The following is a 24428-nucleotide window of genomic DNA, read 5'->3' on the forward strand; positions in this document are numbered from 1 at the left end:
TGAACAGCTCCCTGTCAAGTAGACAGTCGTAAAAATGAAAACCCTTTAAACGGCCTCAGCCCTGTACTCCAACGGGCTGAGGCCGTTTAATCGTTGCTGGTATCGTTCGTGATTGTAGAACTCGATGTATTGTTCGATCGAATGACGAAGCTCGTCGAACGTCTCGTACTTATGCAGATAGTACCTCTCGCATTTGAGGGCGCTCCAGAACGACTCGATCGGTCCGTTGTCGATGCACTTCCCGACGCGGGACATGCTCTGTGTGATTCCCGCTTTTCCTGTCATGTAGCGGAACGCATGGGACGTGTACTGGAAGCCGCGGTCGCTATGGAGGAGGGGACGGGCTCCGGGGGAGCCCGCGATGGCGATGTCGAGCGTATCGAAGACCAGCTGGTTGTTGTTCGCGTGCCCGATCACGTAGGAGCGGATCGACCCGTCGTACAGGTCGAGGATCGCGCTCAGATAGGCCTTCTTCGAAGCCCCATACTTGAACTCCGTGACGTCAGTCACCCACTTCTGGTCCGGGGCGTCCGCACGGAAATCCCGGTTCAGAAGGTTCTCAGCTGTCTGCTGCGCAGGATGCCGAATATACTGCGCCCGCTTCCGACGGATCACGCAGCGAAGCCCTGCGATGCGCATCAGCCGGCGTACACGCTTGTGGTTGACGTTTCTGCCGAAACGACGCTTCAGGTTCAAACGCATCCGACGATAGCCGTAGGTACCGTCGACCGCTTCATGGATCGTCCGCATCTCCTCGACGATGGCTTTGTTCTCCACCTCGCGAGCCGAAGGCACACACCTCATCCATTTATAATAGGCGGCGCGCGAGACACCCGCGATGTCGCATAGACGATTGATCGACAAACAGGTCTTACCTGTGAATTTCCGGATCGCCTCGTACTTGTCCATGTTTCGGACTTGGCTCAGTTTCGCCTCCTCTCGATTTCCTCTAACTTTTTTAGGAACATGATCTCCGCGCGGAGACGTTCGTTTTCAAGCTCGAGTCGCTTCTTCTCGATGGCGTGGCGTTCCTCCGCCGTCAATTCCTCATCCATCCTCGTGCGTCCCCGCCGGTCCATCAAGCCGTCTGGTCCGTCTTTCTCGTACTTCCGGACCCAGCTATAGATTTGTTGATACGAGACCCGATGGGTCTCTGCCGTCCCATGGTAGTCCTTTCCTCTCCCGATGCAGTCGAGCACCGCTTCGATCCGTTCCTCGAACGTCGTCTGTCTTCCCTTGGTCATAGAGGTTCGCCTCTTTCTCTCATTGATTTCTCTATGACCATTATATTGCGTTATCCAGTTCTTCAACACGCTCTTGCCGGAGATACCATACTTTTTTGTCGCGCTCCGAATGGATTCACGACCTTCCAGGACGTCGCGTACGGCTCGATGTTTCAGCTCTGTCGTGTAGCCCGTCCATTTTTTGCGGGGTTCGAGCGCCGTAAGGCCGCCGTTTCGGTATACGCTTCTCCATTCTTTGAGTGTGTCTAGCGAGATTCCGAACTGCGACGCGATCGCGGCCATGCTTCCAGTTCCTTCTTCATATGCTCGGATGGCTCTCATCTTTTCTAGCGCGGTATGCCGTTTTTTAGACATAGGAAAAGCTCCCTTCATAAGCAGACAGTTTTATTGTTTCAACTGTTTACTTATGAGGGAGCTTATCATGGCGAGGAGGAAGCCTATGTTCATTCGAATTGATCCATATAATTCGCGACATATGAGATGAACTCCGAGTTTTTTGGACTCTTCTCTTGTTCGATCCGGCCGTGGAAGAGGATATGTTTGTTCATCCCCTCGTTCCAGGCTGATTTGATCGCGTGACGCATCGCACGTTCGACCCGTGAAGCCGTCGTCTGGTGCCGCTTCGCGATCGTCGGATAGAGCTCCTTCGTGATGAGGCTGAGCAGTTCCTCCCGCTCCCGCACCATCTGGACTGCGTCCTTCAGGTAGGTGAAGCCTTTGATGTGCGGTGCGATGCCGACTTCTCGCAACATCGTCGCGACGACGGCATCCGGCGCTTCGATCGACTGGCTGCTTTTCGTGACGAGCCTGATTTTGTTGACGAGTTGCTCCATGCTGAATGGTTTCAGCAGGAAGTAGGCCGCACCGAGCGAGACTGCTTGCTGGGACACCTCATCCTTGCCGAATGCGCTGAGCATGATGACCTCTGGACCGCTCTTCCGCTTAGCGAGTTCCTCAAGGACGCCAAGTCCGTCAAGGTGCGGCATGATGATGTCGAGCAGCAGCACGTCCGGCTTCGCCTCATCGAGCATCTCCAGGCAGTTCTCCCCGTCATGCGCAATGCAAATCACTTCCATGTCTTCCTGCGCCGAGAGATGCTGACGAATCAACTCCACCATCTCCCGGTTATCGTCTGCTATCCCAATCCTAATCAATCGTCACACCCCATTCGCTAGCGATTCTTTCATTTCCGATGCCTGTTGCATCAACTCCTCCGCGTGACGGAGTGTCAAATCAGTCATTTGAGGACCGGAAATCATCCGACCAAGCTCGTTCCCGCGCTCAGCACTCGATAAGATCGACACTTGGGTCGTCGTCCGGTCCGTCTCTTCGACCTTTCGGATGTAGAGATGCTGATCGGCCATCGCCGCGACTTGAGCCAAGTGCGTGATGCAGAGGACCTGGCTCCCGATTGAGAGCCGATAGATCTTTTCAGCCATCGCTTGGGCGACTCGGCCAGATACACCTGTGTCGACCTCGTCGAAGATGATCGATGCGACACCGACCGACCGTGAGAAGATCGACTTCAGTCCAAGCATGATTCGCGAAAGCTCTCCGCCAGAAGCGACTTTACCAAGCGGCTTGAACGGTTCTCCCGCGTTCGTCATGATATAGAACTCGATTTCGTCGATCCCGGTCTTCTTGAGGACTGGTGATTTCCCATCCTGAAGGAAGCGGACATCAAAACGCGCCTTTTCCATGTACAACTCGCGTAATTCAGCATGAATGGCTTCGCTTAGTGCGAGTGCCGTCTTACGTCTTACAGCGGAAAGTTCACCGCCGATCTCGAAGAGCTCAGCAGAGAGCGTATCGACCTCGTTCTTCAGCTGTTCGATCAGCTCGTCCCGGTTCGTCATCTTCTCGAGCTCATCACTGATCTTTTGCCCATAAGCGATGATGTCCTCGATCGTCGCGCCGTACTTGCGTTTGAGTTGCTGGAAGGCAGACAGACGCTGCTCGATCTCATCGAGCCGGACCGGATCGAACTCGAGCGTCTCGAGCTGATCGCGAATCGCGTAGCTCACCTCTTCAAGTCCGAAGAAGGCGTTCCCGATCGCATCACTTTGACTCGTGAAGCGTTCATCGATACTTGCGGCCTGCTGCAATTCGCGCATCGCATCACCTACCGAGTCGATTCCGCGCATTTCGCCATTCAACGAGTCGTAGGCAGCATTCAGCGCACCATGCAATTTTTCGAAATTCGCCAAGCGATTCCGCTCGTTCAGAAGTTCTTCTTCTTCACCGGCTCGTAGATTCGCTGACTTGATTTCCTCCGTCTGGAACGACAGAAGGTCGATACGTTGCGCAAGTTCCTGCTCGCTTTGGGCGAGCGAACGGAGCGCGTCACGCTTCTCCTCGTACCGCTCGAATTTCGCGCTGTAAGACCGGAACAACGGTTCGATCTTATCTCGTCCAAAATCGTCGAGGATGGCACGATGGAACGAACTCTCCATCAGGTGTTGATGTTCGTGCTGTCCGTGAAGGTCGACGAGCAATTGGCCGAACTCACGCAAAATCGCAAGCGTCACGAGCTTTCCGTTGATGCGGCAAACACTCTTACCGGAAGCGAACAGGTCACGGCGCAGGATGATCGAACCATCCTCGAGCTCGATTCCGTACTCTTCGGCAGATGCATAGACCGCATGATCCGGTTCGACGTGGAACAACCCTTCGAGCTCAGCCTTCTCTTCGCCATATCGGACGAACTCCGCAGACCCGCGTCCGCCGATCAACAGTCCGATCGCATCGAGGACGATCGATTTCCCGGCACCCGTCTCTCCCGTCAGCACGGTCATCCCTTTATGAAAAGTGATTTGAAGCTGGTCAATGATGGCGAATTGTTTGATCGATAGTTCGGCTAACATGATTTCAACCCCTTACAGCATTCCGATGATGCGTTCTGTGATCTCTTTCGACGAATCCTCACTCCGCGCAATCATCAAGATCGTGTCGTCCCCGCATACCGTTCCGAGCAGTTCAGGCCAGCTCAGATGGTCGAGCAGGACGCCGATCGCGTTGGCATTCCCGGGGAGGACGTGCATGACAATCAGATTCTGAGCGGAATCGATCGAGATGAAGCTGTCTCCAAGCAACCGCTTCAGCTTTCCGAGCGGGTTGAAACGCTGATCCGCCGGCAAACTGTATTTGTACCGTCCATCGTTCAGTGGAACCTTGACGAGATGAAGCTCCTTGATGTCACGCGATACGGTCGCCTGCGTCACTTTATAGCCTGCACTGCGCAGTTCCTCCACGAGGTCATCTTGCGTCTCGATTTCCGACTGGGTGATGATTTCGCGGATTTTAATCAATCGTTGGCCCTTTGTCATCCTAGCACCTCACACTTTTTATCTTCTTTGCTATTGTAATGCAATGATTCCCGAAATGTCCATGTCATGCTTTTGCGGAAGGTCAGTCAAAAAAGCAGACCCCCTCCATTCAGAAGAAGTCTGCCGTCATCAATTCATAGTTTATCATGAGCCTGGCTGACCGTCGCGCCCGGATCGACGTCCGGCGCGATGCCCGGATCGCCGAGACGAGCGTGGAGCAGGAACTCGATGTTGCCTTCTCCGCCTGTGATCGGAGAATAGTCGAGCTGCCTCACCTCGAAGCCTTGAGCGACGAAGAACTCGATCATCTCACGCAGCACGCGTTCATGGGTTCTCGCTTCGCGCACGATCCCTTTCTTGCCCACATCGTCGCGTCCAGCTTCGAATTGGGGCTTTACGAGCGCCATCACGTCACCGCCCGGGCGTAAAATCCCTTTCAGCGGCGGGACGATCAGACGAAGCGAGATGAAGGAAACATCGATCGTCGCGAAATCAGGCACGACCGGGAACATGTCGGGTGTCGCATGACGGAAGTTCGTGCGTTCCATCACCGTCACCCGGTCGTCAGAACGCAGCTTCCAGTCGAGCTGGTTGTATCCGACGTCGAGCGCGTACATATGAGCAGCACCGTTCTGCAAGGCGCAATCCGTGAACCCTCCGGTCGACGACCCTATGTCAAGACCAGTCTTTCCTTTGACATCGAAGTCGAACACCTGGAGAGCCTTCTCCATTTTGAAGCCGCCGCGACCGACGTACGGCATGACCTGCCCCTTGACGGAGAGCGGGATATCTTCCTTCACCTTTTCTCCCGCCTTGTCGAGGCGTTCCGTACCTGAGTACACGAGACCTGCCATGACCGATCGTTTCGCCTTCTCGCGCGTCTCACATAAACCGCGCTCGACGAGTAGTACGTCGAGGCGGACTTTCTTTACTTTTTCCATTCTATATCACACACTCTGTTTCTTTCCCTGACCCACGAAGGCGACCAGTTTACGCGCGACCTGTCCAGGCAATAATTCTAGTTCTTCAAGCAATTCATTGACTCCGCCGTGCTCGACATAGAGGTCCGGGATGCCGAAGCGTTTGATGCGCGGATATGCCTCTTGTTCATTTGCATGTTCAAGGACGGCTGAACCGAATCCGCCTTTCAGCGATGCCTCTTCGATCGTAGCGAGCGGGATGCCCTCTTCATACAATGCGTTCAGCATCGTCTCGTCGAGCGGTTTGATCGTCCGGCAGTTGATGACGCGGACGGACAGCTCATCCTTCAGCTCGTCTGCGATTTTCAAAGCGTCCTGTACTTGCGGACCGAACGTCAGGATCGCGACGTCAGTCCCTTCGCGTTCGACTTCCCATGTATCAAGCGACAGCTCCTTGAGCGTCTCGTCCATCGGCACGCCGATTCCTTCCCCGCGCGGGAAGCGGACAGCGATCGGTCCTTCGTACTTGACCGCGGAATAGAGCAGATGTTGCAGCTCGTTCTCGTCCTTCGCCATGACGATCCGCATGTTCGGCACGTGGCGCATGAAGGCGATATCGAACACACCCTGGTGTGTCTCTCCGTCTGCGCCGACGAGTCCTGATCGGTCGATCGTGAACGTCACGTCGAGGTTCTGGCGGGCGACATCATGGACGAGCTGATCATAGGCGCGCTGGAAGAAGGTCGAGTAGATCGAGACGACCGGCTTCATCCCCTGCGTCGCTTGACCTGCCGCGAATGTCACAGCGTGCTGCTCGGCGATACCGACATCGAACATCCGCTCAGGGAATTCACGTTCGAAGCAGTCGAGTTTCGAGCCGACGCTCATCGCAGGCGTGACGAGTGTGATCTTCTCATCCTTGCGTGCCATCTTCGTCACTGTATCAGCTACGACGAAGGAATAGCTCGGTGCCTTCGACTTCCCTTTGATGACTTCTCCTGACTCGATTTTATAAGGACCGAGGCCATGCCAGGTCCCGACACCGTCGAACTCGGCAGGACGGTAACCTTTCCCTTTTTTCGTGATGACGTGGAGCAGGACAGGCCCTTCCTCCTTCTTGACGTAATGAAGGTTCTCGATCAAGTCCTCTAGGTCGTGACCATCGACAGGCCCGTAGTACGTAAAGCCGAGCTCCTCGAAGAACATGCCCGGAACGAGGACTTGCTTGACCGCCTCTTTCAGGCGTTCTCCGCCTTTCTCGAGCGTTCCGCCGATCAGCGGAATCTTCTTGATCATCGCCTCGATCTCGTCCTGCGCGTGGCGCACCTTGCGAGACGAACGGATCCGGCCGAGCATGTTGTGCATCGCACCGACGTTCGGAGCAATCGACATCTCATTGTCGTTCAGGATGACGATGACGTTCTGTTGCTCTGCCCCGATATGGTTCAGCGCCTCGAGCGCCATTCCGCCAGTCAGGGCTCCGTCCCCGATGATCGCGACTGCACGGTCCGAGTTTCCTTTCAACTCGTTCGACACGGCGATACCCATCGCCGCCGACAACGAGGTCGAGCTGTGTCCGGTCTCCCACACGTCATGCTCACTTTCGTTTCGTTTCGGGAAACCGCAAAGCCCCTTATGTTTCCGAAGCGTATCGAACTGTCCGGCACGCCCCGTTAAAATCTTATGGACATAGGCCTGGTGTCCGACGTCCCAGACGAACTTATCGTCTGGACTGTTGAATTCACGGTGGAGCGCGAGCGTCAACTCGACGACACCGAGGTTAGGCGCGAGATGCCCACCCGTCTCAGCGAGTTGCTCAATCAAGAAGCGTCGAATGTCGCCTGCGAACTGTTCGAGTTCACTGACGGACATACGCTTCAAAAATGACGGATCTTGAATCTCTGTCAGTTTCATTTTTAAACGCCCTCTTTCCGTTACATTCTTAAATGGTTTGTACCCTACATTGTACTAGAACAATCAAGGGAACGCCACAATCCGGGCGCACGAAGAAGGACGGCGCGGGTATGAGCGCCGTCCTTCTCAATGGTCTCGTTGCACGACGAAATCCAGGAGCGCACGCAGAGTGCCGCCTTCGACCGTCAGATTATCGATCGAGGCATTGGCTCCGTCGACCTGCTCCTTGAGCGCCTGCCTTGCTCCGTCCATGCCAAGCAGCTTCGGATAGGTCGCTTTGTCGTTCTGTTCGTCACTGCCGACCGGCTTGCCGATTTTCGAGGCGTCACCCGTCACGTCGAGGATGTCGTCCTGGATTTGGAAAGCAATCCCGAGATGACGACCGAAGTTTTTGAGCGACTCGGCATCGCTTGCCGACACGCCTGCGATCAGCCCGCCCGCTTCGAGCGCGAAGACGAGCAATGCACCGGTCTTGCGGCGATGAATCGATTCAAGCTCTTCGACCGACTCCACTCCGCCCCGCTCGCCGAGCATGTCGTCGAGCTGTCCGCCGACCATACCGCTCGCACCCGCCGCTTCCGCGAGCTTTACAGCGAGTGCGACTTTCGTCTCGGCCACTAGATTTGAAGCGAGCAGACAACTGAACGCATTCGTAAGCAGGGCGTCTCCCGCCAGAATAGCGGTCGCCTCGTCGAACTTGATATGATTCGTCGGACGTCCCCGTCTGACATCATCGTCGTCCATCGCAGGCAGATCGTCATGGATCAAGGAATATGTATGGATCATCTCAAGTGCAGCAGCTACTTCGTCCCCCTTCGCACGCTCGACACCGTACGCATCGAGCACGGCATAGATCAGCGCCGGACGGACTCTTTTACCGCCCGCTTCAAGGGAGTAGCGCATCGCATCCCGCAGGCGTTCAGGTGCATCCAGCCGTTCGATATAGGCTGAGAGTGCTGATTCGACCTGGTCTTTCCATTCTGTCAACGCAATCATGAGTTTCCTCCTTTTTCACGTAACGTGCCGTCCTGCTCGAGGATTTGATCTAGCTTGCGTTCTGCGACGGACAGCTTCTGCTGGCATAGCGCCGTCAACTTGACGCCTTCCTCATAGAGCGTCATCGCCTGTTCAAGCGGCGCATCTCCCTCTTCAAGAAGACCGACGATCTCCTCGAGCCGTTCGAGCGCCTCTTCGAATGTGCGTTCCGTATCCATCTCACTTCAGTCCTCTCTTCTCGCTCGGATCACCCCGTCGTGGAACCGGACAGTGAACGGTTCTTCTGTCAGTTGATCTTTCGAACGAACCAATTTTCCGTCTTGTTCGATGAACGTATAGCCGCGGAGCAACACCTGCATCGGGCTGACACTTTCCAGCCGAGCGGCTGTCTGCAACAGACTTTCCTGCTTCGAGCGCAATAGATTGTTCACACGGCCTAGCTCCTTTTTGAGGCGCCAGACAGTCTCGCTACTCGTCGCCATCCGCTGTCTCAGCGGAACCCGCTCAAGTCTCTCCGATAGGAGCTTTCGCTTCCGTCCGGCCTCGTCAAGGCGCGTCCGCATGACACGGAGCAATTCCATCTCGGCCCGGTCGAGCTGCTCCTGCTTCAATCCGAGCAGCACGCGCGGGGATTTGAGGCCGTAGCTGTTCGCTTGCCGTTCCACCCGCTCTTTCCTGACGGCGATGAATTGCCCGAACGACCGGTCGAGCCGACGTGCTGCTTCACTCAAACGGTCCGTCAGTTTTTCCGCCTCAGGCGTGACGAGTTCAGCTGCGCCGGTCGGTGTCGCCGCCCGGACGTCCGCGACGAAGTCACTGATCGTAAAGTCTGTCTCATGCCCGACGGCTGAGACGACAGGGATGACGGATTCGTGAATCGCTTGGGCGACGACCTCTTCATTGAACGCCCAAAGTTCCTCGATCGATCCGCCTCCGCGACCGATGATCATGACATCGCACGCCTGCAAGGCGTTCATTTCACGGATCGCACGCGCGATCTGAGGTGCTGCGTCCTTACCTTGGACAAGAACCGGGGCGAACACGATCGCACCTTGGGGAAAGCGACGGCGAAGCGTCGTCGCGATGTCATGAAGAGCAGCTCCTTTCGGCGAGGTGATGATGCCGATCCGCTCCGGAAATCGGGGAAGCATCCGTTTCTGTTCAGGATCGAACCATCCGCGCGATTCAAGCTTGTTCTTCAGGGCATTGAACGCCTCGAACAGCACACCGACGCCCTCTTCAGTCATCTCTTCGATGTAGAGCTGCATCTCGCCTGATGCGATGTACACCGACACGCGTGCCGTCACGACGACGTGCATGCCATCCTTGATGTCCGCTAACTTCGCCGCGTCTCGAGCGAACATGACGGCTTTCATCCGGGAGTTCGAATCCTTCAAGGTGAAATAGAGGTGACCGGAGGAGTGCCGCTTGAAATTCGACACTTCCCCTGTCACCTGTATCCGACTCAACAGAAGATCATCTTCCAGTTGGCGCTTGATGTATCCGACGAGTTCCGAAACCTCGAACGTTTCCTTCATTGCGCCGCCTCGATCGTGTTATGGAGGAGCATGGTGATCGTCATCGGACCGACACCGCCGGGGACTGGCGTGATCATCGAAGCTACGTCCTTGACGCCTTCGAAGTCGACGTCACCGATCAGCTTACCGTCGACCCGGTTGACGCCGACATCGATGACGACTACGCCTTCCTTCACCATGTCAGCCGTGATGAGGTTCGGGACACCGACAGCGACGACGAGGATGTCCGCCTGGCGTGTGAAGAAGGCGAGGTCACTTGTCTTCGAATGGCAATAGGTCACCGTCGCCGATTCATTCAGGAACATCATACCGACCGGCTTACCGACGATTTGGCTCCGTCCGACTATGACGACGTGGCTCCCGCTGATCGAAACACCCATCTCCTTGATCAGATGCATGATCCCGTTAGGCGTACATGGCAGGAAAGTCTTCTCCCCGATCATCATCTTGCCGATCGACTCCGGGTGGAATCCATCGACATCCTTCGCAGGAGAGATGGCGAAAATGACTTTCTTCTCATCGATTTGGCCTGGCAAAGGCAACTGGACGAGAATACCGTGGACACTTGCGTCCGCGTTCAGACGATTGATCGTGCGGAGCAATTCCTCCTCAGACGTCTCGTTCGGCATCAGTATGAGTTCCGATTCGATCCCGATTTCCTTTGCCGCCTTCTCCTTGCCGCGGACATACGACTGGCTCGCAGGGTCTTCCCCCACGAGAATGACTGTCAACTTCGGTAAAATCCCTTGTTCTTTCAGGCGTTCCGCTTGTTCTTTCAGCTTCATCCGGTACGAACGTGCAATTTCTTTTCCGTTGATAACTTCTGCCATGATGTCCACTCCCCCAAGGTTCGTTTCACTCTTCTTCATTTCTCTATTTGATTTTCTTTCAGTTGGAAGGACCGCTCTCCTTCTCGATGCTGCTCGCGACCTTACCGAGTACACCGTTGACGATTTTCGTCGCTTCGTCCTCGGCGAACGCCTTCGTCAGTTCGATTGCTTCGTTGATCGTGACTCGGACCGGAATTTCTTCTTCGAACAGCAGCTCATAGACCGCGAGTCGCAAAATCGTCCGCTCGATGTTACCGAGACGTTCGAAAGACCAGTTGACGAGCGCTTCGCGAATTTTCGCGTCGACGACGTCCTTGTTCGCGACTACGCCTTCTACGAGCCGCCCTACGAATTCATCATATTCCTTGTCATCTACCGCGAATTCAATCGCTTCCTCCGCAGTCAAATCCGATAGTTCCATTTGGAAGAGTGACTGCACCGCAAGTTCGCGTGCCATATGTCGTTTCATCATGTGTATACGTGCTCCTTTTTTTGTCGTTCTCAATCAGTTAGTTTAGCATACTCGCCCCTCTAAAAACATAGAGAACAACAAAAAAGACGATGGGAGTTCAAGATTCGAACCTCCATCGTCCTGTTCATTTCACGATTGGCGCCCGGAGTTCCCGTTCTGTGAATTTCGTCGTGAACGTTCCCCGGCGGAATACCGGATGCTTCAACACGAGTTCGTGGAACGGAATCGTCGTCTTGACACCTTCGATCCAGAATTCAGACAGTGCCCGTTCCATCTTCGCACATGCCTCTTCCCGTGTTTCGGCGTGGACGATCAGCTTCGCTACCATCGAGTCATAAAATGGCGGAATAAGATAGCCTGGATAGACGGCACTGTCGATGCGCACGCCCATGCCTCCCGGAGCGACGTATTGGGTGACGCGCCCGGCGTGCGGACGGAAGTCATGATCCGGGTCTTCTGCATTGATCCGGCATTCGATCGAATGGCCACGGAACGTGATGTCCTCCTGCGTCACGGCGAGCGGATGGTCGAGCGCGACCTGGAGCTGAGCTTGCACGAGGTCGAACCCCGTGATCATCTCAGTGACAGGATGTTCGACCTGGATCCGCGTGTTCATCTCCATGAAGAAGAACTCTTCCGTCTCCTCGATGAAAATGAATTCGATCGTCCCGGCTCCCGTATAATTGATCGCCTTCGCCGCCTTGACGGCAGCTTCTCCCATCTTTCTCCGCGTCGCTTCACTGACGGCAGGAGATGGTGCCTCCTCGATCAGCTTTTGCATCCGGCGCTGGACCGTGCAGTCCCGCTCACCGAGGTGGATGACATTCCCGTGACGATCCGCGAGGACTTGTACCTCGACATGACGGAACTCCTCGATGAAACGTTCCAGATAAACCTCGCCGTTCCCGAACGCCTGCTTGGCTTCACGCCGTGTCTGTTCGAGTCCTTCAATCAATTCTTCTTCCGAACGGGCGACGCGGATGCCGCGGCCGCCGCCGCCCGCCGTTGCCTTGATGATGACCGGATAGCCGATTTCCCCCGCCAGACTCACCGCTTCTTCGTCATTCACCGTTCCGTCCGAACCCGGTACGACAGGGACGCCACATGCGATCATCGTCTTCTTCGCCACGTCCTTGATTCCCATCTGCCGGATGGCCTCTGACGACGGTCCGACGAACTTGATGCCGCAAGCCTCGCACATCTCCGCGAAATCGACGTTCTCAGCGAGGAAGCCGTACCCTGGGTGAATCATCGTCACGTCCCTGCTCGTCGCGACGGCAAGGATGTTCGTGACGTTCAAGTAGGACTCGCTCGAACTGACGCCTCCGATGCAGTAAGCCTCGTCAGCGAGCTTGACATGCAGGGCTTCTTTGTCTGCCGTCGAGTAGACGGCGACCGTCGGGATGCCGAGTTCCTTGGCGGCCCGGATGATCCGGACCGCGATTTCCCCGCGGTTTGCGATCAATAACTTCTCCATGTCGCTCACCTCACGGACGGACCCGGAAGAGCGGTTGACCGAATTCGACGAGGTCGCCGTCCTCGACGAGCACCTCGACGACAGTCCCTGCTACTTCCGCGTTCAGATTATTGAACAGCTTCATCGCTTCGAGTATACAGACTACCTGTCCGACCTCGATCCGGTCCCCGACATTGACGAAGGACGGTTTATCCGGGTTCGGACGCGAATAGAACGTTCCGACCATCAACGCGTTGATCGTGACCGTGTCGTCCACCTCCACCTCGGATGACGTCTCGGCAGCTGCTGCTGGCACTGGCGATTGCGCTTGAACGTGAACTGGCGCAGACGCGTATTGTTGCGGAGGCGCGACGAGCGCCTCCCCTTGTTTTTTCAATTTCAATGTATAGGCTTCCGTCTCGAGCGAGAGCTCGTTCACAGAAGACGCATCGAGCATTTCGATGACTTGTTTCAGTTGGTCGATGTTCATCTCTTCATATCCCCTATCCGTATCGAATACCACATATATTACACCAGGTACTAACCCCTACTCAAATAATATTAACTGGTCAGACCAGATGATGCAAGGGTTCGACATATGAAAAAAGCCCCCAGACTCCATGGATTCCAAAAGAGTTCGGGGGCTCGGCATGATTAACCGTTGTAACGACCTGTGAAGTCGCCTGTACGTGTATCGATCGTGACCTTCTCGCCAGCTTCGATGAAGAGCGGGACTTGGATGATGTGTCCAGTTTCGACCGTCGCATTCTTTTTGACGTTCGATGCCGTGTCGCCTTTGACGCCCGGTTCTGCTTCCGTGATCGTCATGACGACCGTGTTCGGGAGCTCGATTCCGAGGATTTCACCGTTGTAAGAAGCGATTTGTACTTCCATGTTCTCGAGGAGGAACGGGAGTGCCGCTTCGACCTGGTCATTTGAAAGCTCAAGTTGTTCGTAACTCTCCGTGTCCATGAAGACATATGTGTCTCCCATTGGATAGAGATACTGCATCTTATTTCGTTCGATGTGCGCACGCTCGACGCGCTCTCCGCCGCGGAACGTCATCTCCTGGATCGAGCCGTTGCGGATGTTACGCATCTTCGTCCGAACGAATGCAGCTCCTTTACCCGGCTTGACGTGCTGGAATTCAAGAACCTGCCAAATTGCGCCGTCCGACGTTTTGATCGTCAGACCTGTTTTTAGATCGTTTACTGATACCATGTGTGTTTCCTCCTAGATTTGTGAACTGTACACTCAGAGCGTAATGAGTTCTTTTGGCGACTGTGACAGTATCTCACGCCCGTTTTCCGTGATGAGCACATCATCCTCGATGCGGCACCCGCCGATTTTCGGGACGTAGATGCCCGGTTCGACCGTCACGATCATACCAGGTTCGAGCTTCGTTTCTGAACGGAACGAGAGTCCCGGCCCCTCGTGGACTTCAAGACCGATTCCATGTCCCGTCGAGTGACCGAAATATTCCCCGTAACCGGCATCTTTGATGATATCGCGCGTCAATGCGTCCGCTTCGATCCCCGTGATGCCTGGACGCAGTCCTTCGACACCAGCCAGCTGAGCCCGAAGCACTGTGTCGTAAATTTTGTGCAGCTCGTCCGAAATCTCACCGACCGCTACCGTCCGCGTGATGTCGGAGACATATCCGTTCAACAGAGCCCCGAAGTCGAGCGTGACGAGCTCCCCTGATTCGATGACCTTCGCACTTGCGACGCCATGCGGCAAGGCAGAACGGTGGCCTGATGCGACGATGATGTCGAATGACGAAGAGGTAGCCCCTTGCTTACGCATGAAGAACTCAAGCTCGTTCGAGACGTCGAGCTCGGTGACGCCTGGCCGAATGTACGTCAAGATATGGTGAAAAGCAGCATCTGCGATTCCCACCGCTTCCTTAACCATCTTAATCTCTGACGAATCCTTAATCAAGCGCAGGTTTTCGACGATTCCGGACGTAGGAACGAGTTCGATCGCCGTCGCCTGGTCGTAGAGTTCGAAGAGGGCAAGTGTCAGCGAATCCTTCTCGACTCCGACAGCCCTGACACGGGCGCCTGCAATCAACTCGCCGATCGTAACTGGGATCGAACGGTCGATTTGGACGATTTCCATCCCTTTGATTTGATCAGCAGCCTGTTCCGTATAACGGAAATCCGTGACGAAATACGCGTGCTCTCCCGTGATAAGACAAGCGCCGCTCGATCCAGTGAACCCCGAGATGTAGCGTACGTTCTCCTGTTTCGTGATCAGCAGACCTGGAAGATCGCGGCCTTTAAGCACTTCCTGCAAAGCTTCGATACGATGTTTCATTTCATTTCCTCCTCTTTTTCAAGTAGCGCCCGGACGGCCAACTCATACCCGATCATTCCGAATCCGCTTATGACACCCACGCACACGGCAGAAATCATCGAATGATGGCGAAATTCCTCCCGCGCGTGGACGTTCGACAGATGGACTTCGACGACAGGTACCTTGATCGCAGCGATCGCGTCGCGCAGCGCGATGCTCGTATGCGTATAGGCAGCGGCGTTCAAGACGATCCCGTCATACCCCGTCCTGTGAAGATAATCAAGCAGCTCACCTTCATGGTTAGACTGGAAAAACGCCAGCTCGACTGCCGGGAAACGGCTTCTCAATCCCTGTTCGAGATCGGCGAGCGTCGCGCTTCCATATGTATTCGGCTCCCGCGTCCCGAGAAGATTGAGATTCGGGCCGTTGACCACTGCGATTCGCATCGACTCCACCTCCGTTTTTCACCATTTCATTGTATCACAAGAGTTTTTCAGACCTCAAAATTTTCAGACGATTCCATAGCCTTGATAGTGTTTTTCCGGTCAATCAAGTACACTGAATTCATCAAAGATTTATGAAGAGGATGATTTTTACGATGAAAGCAAACCAAACGCCGATCGGCGGCCAAGCAATCGTCGAAGGTGTCATGTTTCAAAATACGAGGCACGCCGTCTCTGCCATCCGCCGGAAGGACGGCAGCATCGAGACGTTCGCAAAGAAAAAACCGGTCCGACCGCTGATCGCGAAGGGAAAACGAATTCCGCTCCTGCGCGGATTGTTCGCCTTGATCGAATCCTCCTCGAACGGGGCGAGCCATATGAATTTCGCGAGTGACCGATATGATCTCTTGCCGGGCGAGGAGACTCCTCAAGAAGAGGGCACGTTGACGAAATGGCTGGGTGTCGCTGTCGTAGGCGTACTGTCATTCTTCCTCGGAAAAGCACTATTCGCTCTCCTGCCAGCCTTTCTCGCTTCACTGCTCGGCTACTTCCCTGCTCTTTCGGGTCATGTCGTCCAGAATGTGATCGAGGCTTTGATCAAGCTGACACTTCTGCTCAGTTACCTGTATCTGATTTCGCTGACGCCTCTCGTCAAGCGGTTGTTCCAGTATCATGGAGCGGAGCATAAGGTCATCAACTGCGTCGAACAAGGGCTTGCGCTGACGGTCGAAAACGTCAAACGGGTCAGCCGTCTGCACTATCGTTGCGGTTCGAGTTTTCTCATTTTCACGGTGATCGTCGGTTTCTTCGTCTATCTCCTCGTTCCGACCGACCCAATCTGGCTCCGCCTGCTCTCACGTCTTGCACTGCTTCCTCTCGTCATCGGGCTCTCGTTCGAGGTGCTTCAGTTGACGAACAAGGCGCAACACGTCCCTGGCCTTCGCTTCTTCGCGATGCCTGGCCTCTGGCTGCAATACCTGACGACGAAGGAGCCGGACGCCGAACAGATCGAAGTGGCTATTTTTGCGTTTGAAGCACTCGAAAAACAGGAACAGGATTTACAGGAGAATGCACTTGGCTAATCGATGACAGGGGTGAATGAAATGATCAGACAACGAATCGGCTCAACAGCCGCATTGATCGTCCTGCTTTTCGCATTCGTCGGTATCGGATATATGCTTGCCAACAACCCGGGCCGACTATTTTCGCAGCTCATCTTCTTCGCTATTGCAGGGGTGGCCATCTTCATCCTGTTCAAACTTCTGACCCGCAGCAGCGCCTCAGGTGGCGCGAACAGCCAATATAAGAAATCTGTCGCCCAATCCAAAAAACTTCACGGCAGCTCGACCCGGCCGCAACCCCGGATCGACGCAAGGAAAAAGCCGGCTAAGCCTGCGAAACCTCAGAGCAAGGTTCGACCGATCCGAGACCGCTCGAACGCCCCGCATTTGACGGTGATCGAAGGCAAGAAGGGCAAGAAGAAGAAACGTGCATTCTAATACAAAATGTCCGAACCGCTCGGTTCGGACATTTTTTTCATTCAGTTTCCACCCAGCCGATGTACGGCAGATTTCGATATTCTTCGGCACAATCGATGCCGTAACCGACTACGAAATAGTCAGGAATCTCAAAACCTACATAGTCAGCTGTCAACTCCACTTCACGACGGGCCGGTTTGTCGAGAAGCGTACAGATCTTAAGCACTCCCGGTTTATGAAGGAGCATGTGATCACACAGGAAGTTGAGTGTATGTCCTGTGTCGATGATGTCTTCGACGACGACGACATACTTCCCCTCGACGTCCAGGTCGAGATCCTTCTTCAGTTGCACACGGCCAGAAGAGACCGTCTTCGCCCCGTATGAGGAGCAGGCTACCGTATCGATTTGGACGCTCCCTTTGATCTCACGCATCAAATCGGCCGCGAACACCATCGACCCCTTGAGGACGACGACGAGGACGATTTGCCGACCTGCAGCGTCCAGTTCGATTCGTTCTGCCAATTCCTTCACCTTGCTTGCAAGTTGCTCTTCTGATACCAGCTTATCCTTGATCACGATTTCCATAAGTTTCGGGCAAAAACGCCCGTCACCTCCCCTGTGTTTCTTTCACGGAAAGTATAACATAGGATTCTACGAAAAACGTATTATTAACCAATTTCAATATCGAACGTTCGGTTTTAAAGCACCAATGCAAGCGCCATTTCGTTTCTTCCTGATTGCGAAGAACAAAAAAAAGCACAACCTCACTCTTCCGGCTGTGCATGCTGTGCTCTTGTGAACTCTTCTTTCAATTCCGGACGATCCGAAAAGTACTGGATCAGACCTCCGATTTTATCGAGCGCCTCGATGCTTAAATGATGCTCGATTCCTTCGACATCTTTATAGATCAACGATTCTTCGACCCCGATCAGACGCAGGAAATCCTCTAGCAGAGCGTGGCGCTCGACGAGTCGCTTTCCTACCTTCTTGCCTTTCGTCGTCAACATCAGGCCCCTGTATTTCTCATAGACGAGGAATTCTTCCCGGTCGAGTTTCTGCACCATCTTCGTCACGGAAGATGGATGGACACCGAGCAGCTCCGCGATATCCGATACGCGCGCGTACCCCTTCTCTTCGATCAACAGATAAATCTGTTCCAGATAATCCTCCATGCTTGGTGTCGGCACGCGACATCACCATCCTGTCCCTCTTCTAGCGTTTCCAATTCCATTCATCACTACGGTACTTCTCCGCCAGTCGTTCGACTTCTTCCCATTGTTCAGAAGACAGTTCGAGCGGAACGAGTTCGAGTTCGAGCGCCTCCTCGAAGCCGCGCGTGAACGCTTCGCGCACCTCGTCGATCGTCACCGTCCGGTCCGTCAGTTCATTGAGTGAGACCGCCTTGCCTGAAAAGCGGTTTCGCATTTTCTCCCGTGTCGCTTCGTCTGCGAAACTGAAACAATCGTACAATTCATGTTCGTTGACCGAGAGCGGAACCGATCCGTGCTGCAGGACGACACCTTGATGACGTACCTGCGCACTCCCTGCAACCTTCCGTTTCCCGACCGCGAGTTCATAATAGGATGACGCGTCAAAACAGACCGCCGATTTTGGACGCCGCAGCTCCTCTTTCTCATCTTCCGTCAGCGGAACGGAGAACTCGGCCGGAATCCCGAGATGATGGTACCCTTTGCGTACCCCTTCCGTCAGCAGGCGATAGCTCTCGATGACCGTGCTCGGCAGACCTGGCGTCGATTCCTTGATGACGACGCTGTACGTCAACTCGTCCGCATGCAGGACGGCGCGCCCCCCAGTCATTCGACGTACGATTGGAATCCCCATCGCCTCGATCCGTCCACGATCGATGTCCTTTATCGCGCGCTGGAAATGACCGACACTAAGACCTTTCGGTTCCCATGAGTAAAAACGCAGCGTCGGATGGATCTCATCGCGTCCGACGAATCCGATCAACGCCTCGTCGATCGCCATGTTCAGCGCCGGTTCGAGCGCCTCGGTCGTCAATACGTGCCATGTCCCTTTCACTCCTACACCCCCAAAAAATCATTCACGTCTTAGTGTAGCAAACCTTTTCCCGTATTCGCAACGCTCGTACATTGCCGAATTCTTTTTCGGTTTGCTATAATGATGGTGATGCTAAATGAATGAAGGAGTTGTACTGAACGAATGACGCCCACAACCATTATCACGATCCTCATCTGGGTCGCCTTGATCGCCTACATCGTTTGGCGCTTCATGCCAGTCCGCGGAATCAAGCAGCTTAGCCAGGAGGACTTCCGCGCTGGATACCGCAAGGCTCAAATCGTCGACGTACGTGAGACGCAGGAGTACAAAGGCGGTCACATCATCGGAGCACGCAACATCCCGGTCGGTCAGATGAAGATGCGCGCACGCGAACTTCGAAAGGACATGCCGATCTACCTCTACTGCCAAGGCAACATGCGCTCTTCGCAGGCAGCCAAAGTGCTGAAGAAGGCAGGTTATACGGACATCTACCAGCTCAAGGGTGGATTCAAGCAATGGACAGGAAAAATCAAACGCAGCTGACACAGAGGATGGTTCCAGAATCGGGATCATCCTTTTTTGTACGAAATTCTCATGAGCTCACTTCAAACTATGTGTTGTCGTTGCGCTTGACCAGCATCGGTAGTTTGACGTTCGCTTCGTTCTCAAGATCGCTCTCGACCCGAACGATTCTGCCATCAACGCACCATCACTTCGAAGAAGAACCATGCATGACAACATGCCGCGAACTAGCCGTGCCACCTCGCTGTTCAGCGCGTATTCGCTCAAGCAATCGTTCTTTTTGCATGGGTGCCGCTTCAAGCAGCGTGAACGTCCCCGCGTTCAGCCGGGCTTCTACACTCTCGGCCTCGTCCCAGGCGAGGTCAAATTGCTGTTTAGAGATATGACCCTTCTGAAGGGCTTACTCAAGTTCTTCGACATCCCGCAAGAAAATCTCTCCTGATGGCAAGACGATCAAATCGAGAAATAAATCCTCCCACCACGGTCGTCCGTCGTCCGCCCCGACGCGTAAGCAGATGTCGATATAGGTTTGGACGACCTTGCCTGTCGCATCGAACATCGTCGTGACAGCATAACGTGCTCCGTCAGGAAACTGTTGGATCCAGATGTAGCCGTCATCGACGATTCGAAGATGCTTATCCTCATACCGTATGTCTAACGGAGCCGTAACTTCGACGAGGTGAAGCAAGGTGATGTTTCCCTTGAAATCGACCGTTTCCTCATAGGATTATATATAATGCCGTTTCGTGATGCGTTTCCAGTCCGCACGGTCAGCGTAACGTTTTTTGATCATCTTCATCCTCCACCCTTTTTCCTCATCGAGACATCCACTTTCCCTGCTTCCTTTATGTTTGAGTGGTCACGACATCAGCTATGCTGTTCCTATAGTTACAGAAGACCCCTCATTCCATTTCTGAAATGAGGGGTCTTGCTTCACTATTCAGGCATGTACCTCTTCTTTAGGATGATAGCGCAGAACCGGTTTTCGAGCAGCGAGCGTCTCGTCCATCCGTTTGACGACCGTCGTATGCGGTGCGTTCAAGACGACATCCGGTGTCTCCTCTACCTCTTTCGCGATTTGGAGCATCGCGTCGCAGAATGCGTCGAGCGTCTCCTTCGACTCCGTCTCGGTCGGTTCGATCATGATACACTCTTCGACGTTGAGCGGGAAGTAGATCGTCGGCGGATGATAACCGAAGTCGAGCAGGCGTTTCGCGATATCGAGTGTCCGGACGCCGAGCGCTTTCTGGCGTCGTCCTGACAGTACGAATTCATGTTTGCAATGAACGTCGTACGGAGCATCGTATGCACCTTTCAGGCGAGCCAACATATAGTTCGCGTTCAGGACGGCCTCCTTCGAAACACGGGCGAGTCCTTCTCCGCCCATCGTGCGGATATAGCTGTACGCACGGACATTGATTCCGAAGTTTCCGTAGAACGGCTTGACGCGTCCAATCGATTCAGGACGGTCATAGTCGAGGACGAAGGCGTCTCCTTCCTTGCGAACGATCGGTTTTGGCAGGTATGGAATCAAGTCCTTTTTGACGCCGACCGGGCCTGATCCCGGACCGCCGCCGCCATGCGGACCTGTGAATGTCTTGTGCAAGTTCAAATGAACGACATCGAACCCCATGTCTCCCGGTCGGGCGATGCCCATGATTGCGTTCGAGTTCGCGCCATCATAGTATAGTTTGCCGCCTGCCTCATGGACCGCTTTCGCGATCTCGACGATGTCCGACTCGAACAAACCGAGCGTGTTCGGGTTCGTCAGCATGAGGGCAGCCGTATCTTCCCCGACCTTCTTCTTCAAGTCCTCAAGATCGACGAGGCCACGCTCGTCAGACAATACGGTGATCGTATCGAATCCCGCGACAGATGCCGAGGCCGGATTCGTACCGTGCGCCGAGTCCGGGACGAGGACTTTCGTCCGCTTGAAGTCCCCTCTCGCATGGTGGTAAGCCTTGATCAGCATCAAGCCCGTCCATTCCCCGTGTGCTCCGGCAGCCGGTTGGAGCGTCACTTCGTCCATCCCGGTGATGATCGCGAGTTTCTCTTGGAGGTCGTACATGAGCTCAAGAGCCCCTTGAACGCTCTCGACAGGCTGAAGTGGGTGGATGTGCGCGAAACCGGGCAGGCGCGCCATATCTTCGTTCACTTTCGGATTATACTTCATCGTACATGATCCGAGCGGATAGAATCCTGAATCAACGCCGTGGTTCCGGTTAGACAGCGCAGTATAGTGACGAACCAGGTCGAGTTCCGATACTTCAGGAAGATTGACGTCCTCAGATCGCAGGAACGAAGCCGGAATCAAGTCCTCGGCCTTTTCCTCCTCGACCGTCGGAAGTGGCAAACTGTATGCGATTCGACCAGGTTTCGAAATCTCAAAGATCAATGTCTGTTCGATGTCCTTATTCATGTGTCAGTCCCCCTAACGCTGTCACGAATTGTTCAAGTTCTTCCTTCGTCCGGAGCTCAGTCGCACAGACGAGCATCTGATTCGCACGTGATGCGTCGATGACGTCAAGTGACAATCCACCGATGATTCCTTTTTCAAGAAGTTGACGATTCGCACTAGTCGCAGATACCGGAAGCTCGACGACGAATTCATTGAAGCTTGGACCGTCATCAATGATCCGGAATCCATTCTCTTTCAACATCTTTTTGAGAGCGTGTGCTGTCTGAAGGTTTCGGGTTGCAAGTTCCCGCATTCCACGCTTCCCGAGCGCGCTCATCGCGATCGAAGCAGCGAGCGCATTGAGTGCCTGGTTCGAGCAGATGTTCGAAGTCGCTTTATCGCGACGAATGTGCTGTTCGCGTGCTTGGAGCGTCAAGACGAAGCCGCGTTTTCCGTCCTCATCAACCGTCTGACCGACGAGACGCCCCGGTATTTTCCGCATGAGCGCCTTCGATACAGCGAAATAGCCGCACGTCGGCCCGCCGAAGCTTTGTGGGATGCCGAAAGGCTGGCAATCACCAATCGTGATGTCCGCCCCAAGATTTCCAGGCGCCTCAAGCAATCCAAGCGACAGCGGGTTCGCCGAGACGATGAACAATCCACCTTTTTCATGCGTCTTCTCAGCAAGAATCTTCAAATCCTCGATTCGGCCGAAGAAGTTCGGATATTGGACGATGACGCAAGCGACATCGTCCAGTGCGTCAAGATTGTCAATCGCCGTGACACCATCTTCGAGGCATAGCGTTTCGACCTTCAGACCAGGACCATCCGCATACGTCCGAACGACATCGTGCGCTTCCGGATGGACACCATCCGAGAGGACGATCGTCTTCTTCTTCGTATGGGCCGCCGCCAGGAGCGCTGCCTCGGCAAGGGCCGTGATGCCGTCATACATCGATGAGTTGGCGACGTCCATTCCTGTAAGTTCACAGATCATCGTCTGGTACTCGAAGATGGCTTGAAGCTCACCTTGCGAGATTTCCGGCTGGTAAGGCGTGTAGGCCGTATAGAATTCCGAACGGAGCAGCATATGGTTTACGACCGATGGCGCATAATGATCGTAAATCCCTGCACCAAGAAACGACGGGTATTGTTTCGTGTTCATGTTACGGTCAGCAAGCTTCGACAGCGTTCGAACGAGATCCGTCTCAGGAAGCGGAACACCTACTTCGGCAAGCGTCCCCTCGTCCCGTACTGAAGCCGGAATGTCAGCGAGCAGATCTTCGATCGACTCGACGCCGATCGTCTTCAGCATCGCCTGTTCGTCTTCTCGTGTCATCGGTAAATAGCGAAAATCCATAATATCTTTCTCCCCCTTATTTCTGACGGCGGTAGAACGGAGTCTCGATCCGTTTCGCCTTCAACATCTTCCCGCGTACCTCAATCTCATACGACTGTTCATCTGCCGCCTCTACTGAAACGAGTGCAAGCGCAATCGCTTTGCCGACAGTCGGAGGCAATGTCCCGGTCGTGACGAATCCGACTTCTTTGCCGTCAGCAAAGATGACAGCTCCCTGACGCGCAATGCCTTTATCGATTAACTCGAGTCCAATCAGACGTCGGGGGGCACCGTTTTCCTTTTGTTCAGCAAGAACGGTCGAGCCGACGAATTCCTTCGCGGCAGTTTTGACTGCGAAACCCATCCCCGCTTCGATTGGCGTGATGTCAGCTTCGAGCTCATGTCCATATAGGGGTAGGCACGCTTCGAAACGAAGTGTGTCACGCGCCCCAAGACCACATGGTGTTACGCCCTCCTCAAGCAAGGCGAGCCATAGTTTTTCCGTCTGTTCAGCCGGAGTATAGAGTTCGAAGCCATCTTCTCCCGTATAACCGCTGCGGGAGATCATCGTCGGTACACCGGAAACCTCCCCTTCAGCGAAGCGGAAAAATCCGATTTCACTGACGTTCACATCTGTCAGACGAGCAAGGACTTCAATCGCCTTCGGGCCCTGCAAGGCAATCTGACCATAAGCGTCCGAGCGATTCTCAATCGTTACATCCGGAGATGCATAGGCGCGAAGATGCGCCTCGTCCTTCTCGATGTTCGAAGCGTTGACGACGAGCAGGAATACTTCTTCATCCGTCCGGTAGACGAGCAGATCGTCGACCGTTCCGCCCGTCTCGTTGCACAGGACATTGTACTGCGCTTGACCGATCGCGATTTTTGAGATGTCATTCGATAAGGTGCGTTGCAGAAACGCGAGTGCCTCGCTTCCAGAGACGCGAATCTCTCCCATGTGAGATACGTCGAACATTCCGACATTTTCACGGACAGCGAGATGTTCTTCTTTGATTGATGAAAACTGAATCGGCATTTCAAATCCCGCGAAATCGACCATTTTTGCCGTTTTCGCGATCACCGCATATAGCGGTGTACGTTTCAATGTCTTCTGACTCATGCTTATCCCCCTAATGACGAACATTTCTCTTGCTTTCTCTTTCTAACGTTCCACTTTCAACTCCATCCTATCAATTTGTCCCCGTTATTTCCACTGATATTCGGAAGTAGA

General features: G+C 54.3%; 26 protein-coding genes. 3 read left to right on the top strand and 23 right to left on the bottom strand.

The genetic code is table 11. The features are described 5' to 3' along the window. Positions 1–45: 45 nt before the first annotated feature. The 16 genes from DFG60_RS03285 to aroQ all read right to left on the bottom strand — a co-directional run bounded on the left by DFG60_RS03285 (position 46) and on the right by aroQ (position 15440). Positions 46–1598, bottom strand: a protein-coding gene (locus DFG60_RS03285) for an IS3 family transposase (RefSeq protein ID WP_232818602.1) whose coding sequence is annotated in 2 segments (ribosomal slippage) — positions 46–962 and positions 962–1598 — 1554 coding nt in all. Because the reading frame shifts where the segments join, the coding sequence is not laid out codon by codon here. A gap of 89 nt (positions 1599–1687) precedes the next feature. Further along, positions 1688–2398: a sporulation transcription factor Spo0A gene (spo0A, locus tag DFG60_RS03290; RefSeq protein ID WP_114570323.1), complete on the bottom strand. Its 711-nt coding sequence runs from the start codon at positions 2396–2398 to the stop codon at positions 1688–1690. Between the two features lie 3 nt (positions 2399–2401). Beyond that, positions 2402–4108: a DNA repair protein RecN gene (gene recN / locus DFG60_RS03295; protein WP_198661537.1), complete on the bottom strand. Its 1707-nt coding sequence runs from the start codon at positions 4106–4108 to the stop codon at positions 2402–2404. A 12-nt stretch (positions 4109–4120) separates the two neighbouring features. Continuing rightward, a complete protein-coding gene (gene ahrC / locus DFG60_RS03300) occupies positions 4121–4570 on the bottom strand; it encodes a transcriptional regulator AhrC/ArgR (RefSeq protein WP_114570325.1) in 450 nt (149 codons plus the stop codon). 134 nt (positions 4571–4704) lie between these two features. After that, a complete protein-coding gene (locus DFG60_RS03305) occupies positions 4705–5511 on the bottom strand; it encodes a TlyA family RNA methyltransferase (RefSeq protein ID WP_114570326.1) in 807 nt (268 codons plus the stop codon). Between the two features lie 6 nt (positions 5512–5517). Next, a complete protein-coding gene (dxs, locus tag DFG60_RS03310; protein ID WP_114570327.1) occupies positions 5518–7404 on the bottom strand; it encodes a 1-deoxy-D-xylulose-5-phosphate synthase in 1887 nt (628 codons plus the stop codon). A 126-nt stretch (positions 7405–7530) separates the two neighbouring features. Further along, a complete protein-coding gene (locus DFG60_RS03315) occupies positions 7531–8400 on the bottom strand; it encodes a polyprenyl synthetase family protein (protein ID WP_114570328.1) in 870 nt (289 codons plus the stop codon). Further along, a complete protein-coding gene (gene xseB / locus DFG60_RS13720; protein WP_198661538.1) occupies positions 8397–8618 on the bottom strand; it encodes an exodeoxyribonuclease VII small subunit in 222 nt (73 codons plus the stop codon). The genes DFG60_RS03315 and xseB overlap by 4 nt, the downstream gene beginning before the upstream one ends. Before the next feature lie 6 nt (positions 8619–8624). After that, a complete protein-coding gene (gene xseA / locus DFG60_RS03320; protein WP_198661539.1) occupies positions 8625–9938 on the bottom strand; it encodes an exodeoxyribonuclease VII large subunit in 1314 nt (437 codons plus the stop codon). Beyond that, positions 9935–10768 (bottom strand): bifunctional methylenetetrahydrofolate dehydrogenase/methenyltetrahydrofolate cyclohydrolase FolD, encoded by an 834-nt coding sequence (gene folD, locus DFG60_RS03325; RefSeq protein ID WP_114570329.1) that lies wholly within the window; start codon positions 10766–10768, stop codon positions 9935–9937. Before folD ends, xseA begins: the two co-directional genes overlap by 4 nt. 58 nt (positions 10769–10826) lie before the next feature. Further along, complete coding sequence (nusB, locus tag DFG60_RS03330) at positions 10827–11240, bottom strand: transcription antitermination factor NusB (RefSeq protein WP_114570330.1); 414 nt, start codon at positions 11238–11240, stop codon at positions 10827–10829. A gap of 124 nt (positions 11241–11364) precedes the next feature. Next, on the bottom strand, positions 11365–12717 hold the full coding sequence (gene accC, locus DFG60_RS03335; RefSeq protein ID WP_114570331.1) for an acetyl-CoA carboxylase biotin carboxylase subunit: 1353 nt from the start codon (positions 12715–12717) through the stop codon (positions 11365–11367). 10 nt (positions 12718–12727) lie between these two features. Continuing rightward, positions 12728–13186, bottom strand: coding sequence for an acetyl-CoA carboxylase biotin carboxyl carrier protein (gene accB / locus DFG60_RS03340; protein ID WP_114570332.1), 459 nt, complete (start codon positions 13184–13186; stop codon positions 12728–12730). A gap of 164 nt (positions 13187–13350) precedes the next feature. Then, positions 13351–13917 (bottom strand): elongation factor P, encoded by a 567-nt coding sequence (gene efp / locus DFG60_RS03345; protein ID WP_114570333.1) that lies wholly within the window; start codon positions 13915–13917, stop codon positions 13351–13353. Between the two features lie 33 nt (positions 13918–13950). Next, on the bottom strand, positions 13951–15015 hold the full coding sequence (locus tag DFG60_RS03350; RefSeq protein WP_114570334.1) for a M24 family metallopeptidase: 1065 nt from the start codon (positions 15013–15015) through the stop codon (positions 13951–13953). Beyond that, complete coding sequence (gene aroQ, locus DFG60_RS03355) at positions 15012–15440, bottom strand: type II 3-dehydroquinate dehydratase (RefSeq protein WP_114570335.1); 429 nt, start codon at positions 15438–15440, stop codon at positions 15012–15014. Before aroQ ends, DFG60_RS03350 begins: the two co-directional genes overlap by 4 nt. Positions 15441–15592: 152 nt before the next feature. Between aroQ and DFG60_RS03360 the strand changes: the two genes are divergently transcribed. Continuing rightward, entirely contained in the window at positions 15593–16519 is a 927-nt protein-coding gene (locus DFG60_RS03360; protein WP_114570336.1) for a DUF1385 domain-containing protein, read from the top strand. A gap of 21 nt (positions 16520–16540) precedes the next feature. Then, complete coding sequence (locus DFG60_RS03365; RefSeq protein WP_114570337.1) at positions 16541–16936, top strand: SA1362 family protein; 396 nt, start codon at positions 16541–16543, stop codon at positions 16934–16936. Positions 16937–16973: 37 nt separating this feature from the next. On the opposite strand, the gene hpt is transcribed toward DFG60_RS03365, so the two are convergent. The 3 genes from hpt to DFG60_RS03380 form a co-directional block, all read right to left on the bottom strand. Next, positions 16974–17501, bottom strand: a complete 528-nt coding sequence (hpt, locus tag DFG60_RS03370; protein WP_114570338.1) for a hypoxanthine phosphoribosyltransferase — start codon at positions 17499–17501, stop codon at positions 16974–16976. Between the two features lie 179 nt (positions 17502–17680). Continuing rightward, the gene (mntR, locus tag DFG60_RS03375) at positions 17681–18103 is read right to left on the bottom strand and encodes a transcriptional regulator MntR (RefSeq protein ID WP_114570339.1); all 423 of its coding nucleotides are present in this window, start codon (positions 18101–18103) and stop codon (positions 17681–17683) included. 25 nt (positions 18104–18128) lie between these two features. Further along, positions 18129–18905 (bottom strand): lipoate--protein ligase family protein, encoded by a 777-nt coding sequence (locus DFG60_RS03380; protein WP_114570556.1) that lies wholly within the window; start codon positions 18903–18905, stop codon positions 18129–18131. A 195-nt stretch (positions 18906–19100) separates the two neighbouring features. On the opposite strand from DFG60_RS03380, the gene DFG60_RS03385 reads away from it, so the two are divergent. Further along, the gene (locus tag DFG60_RS03385) at positions 19101–19481 is read left to right on the top strand and encodes a rhodanese-like domain-containing protein (RefSeq protein ID WP_114570340.1); all 381 of its coding nucleotides are present in this window, start codon (positions 19101–19103) and stop codon (positions 19479–19481) included. Between the two features lie 379 nt (positions 19482–19860). Here the strand turns inward: DFG60_RS03385 and DFG60_RS03390 are convergent, their stop codons facing one another. The 4 genes from DFG60_RS03390 to gcvT form a co-directional block, all read right to left on the bottom strand. Continuing rightward, complete coding sequence (locus DFG60_RS03390; protein ID WP_157964471.1) at positions 19861–20148, bottom strand: DUF402 domain-containing protein; 288 nt, start codon at positions 20146–20148, stop codon at positions 19861–19863. 252 nt (positions 20149–20400) lie between these two features. Continuing rightward, positions 20401–21879 carry an aminomethyl-transferring glycine dehydrogenase subunit GcvPB gene (gcvPB, locus tag DFG60_RS03395; RefSeq protein WP_114570342.1) on the bottom strand — a complete coding sequence of 493 codons (1479 nt, stop codon included), beginning with the start codon at positions 21877–21879 and terminating at the stop codon, positions 20401–20403. Beyond that, positions 21872–23218, bottom strand: coding sequence for an aminomethyl-transferring glycine dehydrogenase subunit GcvPA (gene gcvPA, locus DFG60_RS03400; protein WP_114570343.1), 1347 nt, complete (start codon positions 23216–23218; stop codon positions 21872–21874). The genes gcvPB and gcvPA overlap by 8 nt, the downstream gene beginning before the upstream one ends. A gap of 16 nt (positions 23219–23234) precedes the next feature. Next, positions 23235–24317: a glycine cleavage system aminomethyltransferase GcvT gene (gene gcvT, locus DFG60_RS03405; protein ID WP_114570344.1), complete on the bottom strand. Its 1083-nt coding sequence runs from the start codon at positions 24315–24317 to the stop codon at positions 23235–23237. Between the last annotated feature and the right edge of the window lie 111 nt (positions 24318–24428).

It is taken from the genome of Exiguobacterium flavidum (assembly GCF_003344535.1).
GTDB lineage: Bacteria > Bacillota > Bacilli > Exiguobacteriales > Exiguobacteriaceae > Exiguobacterium_A > Exiguobacterium_A flavidum.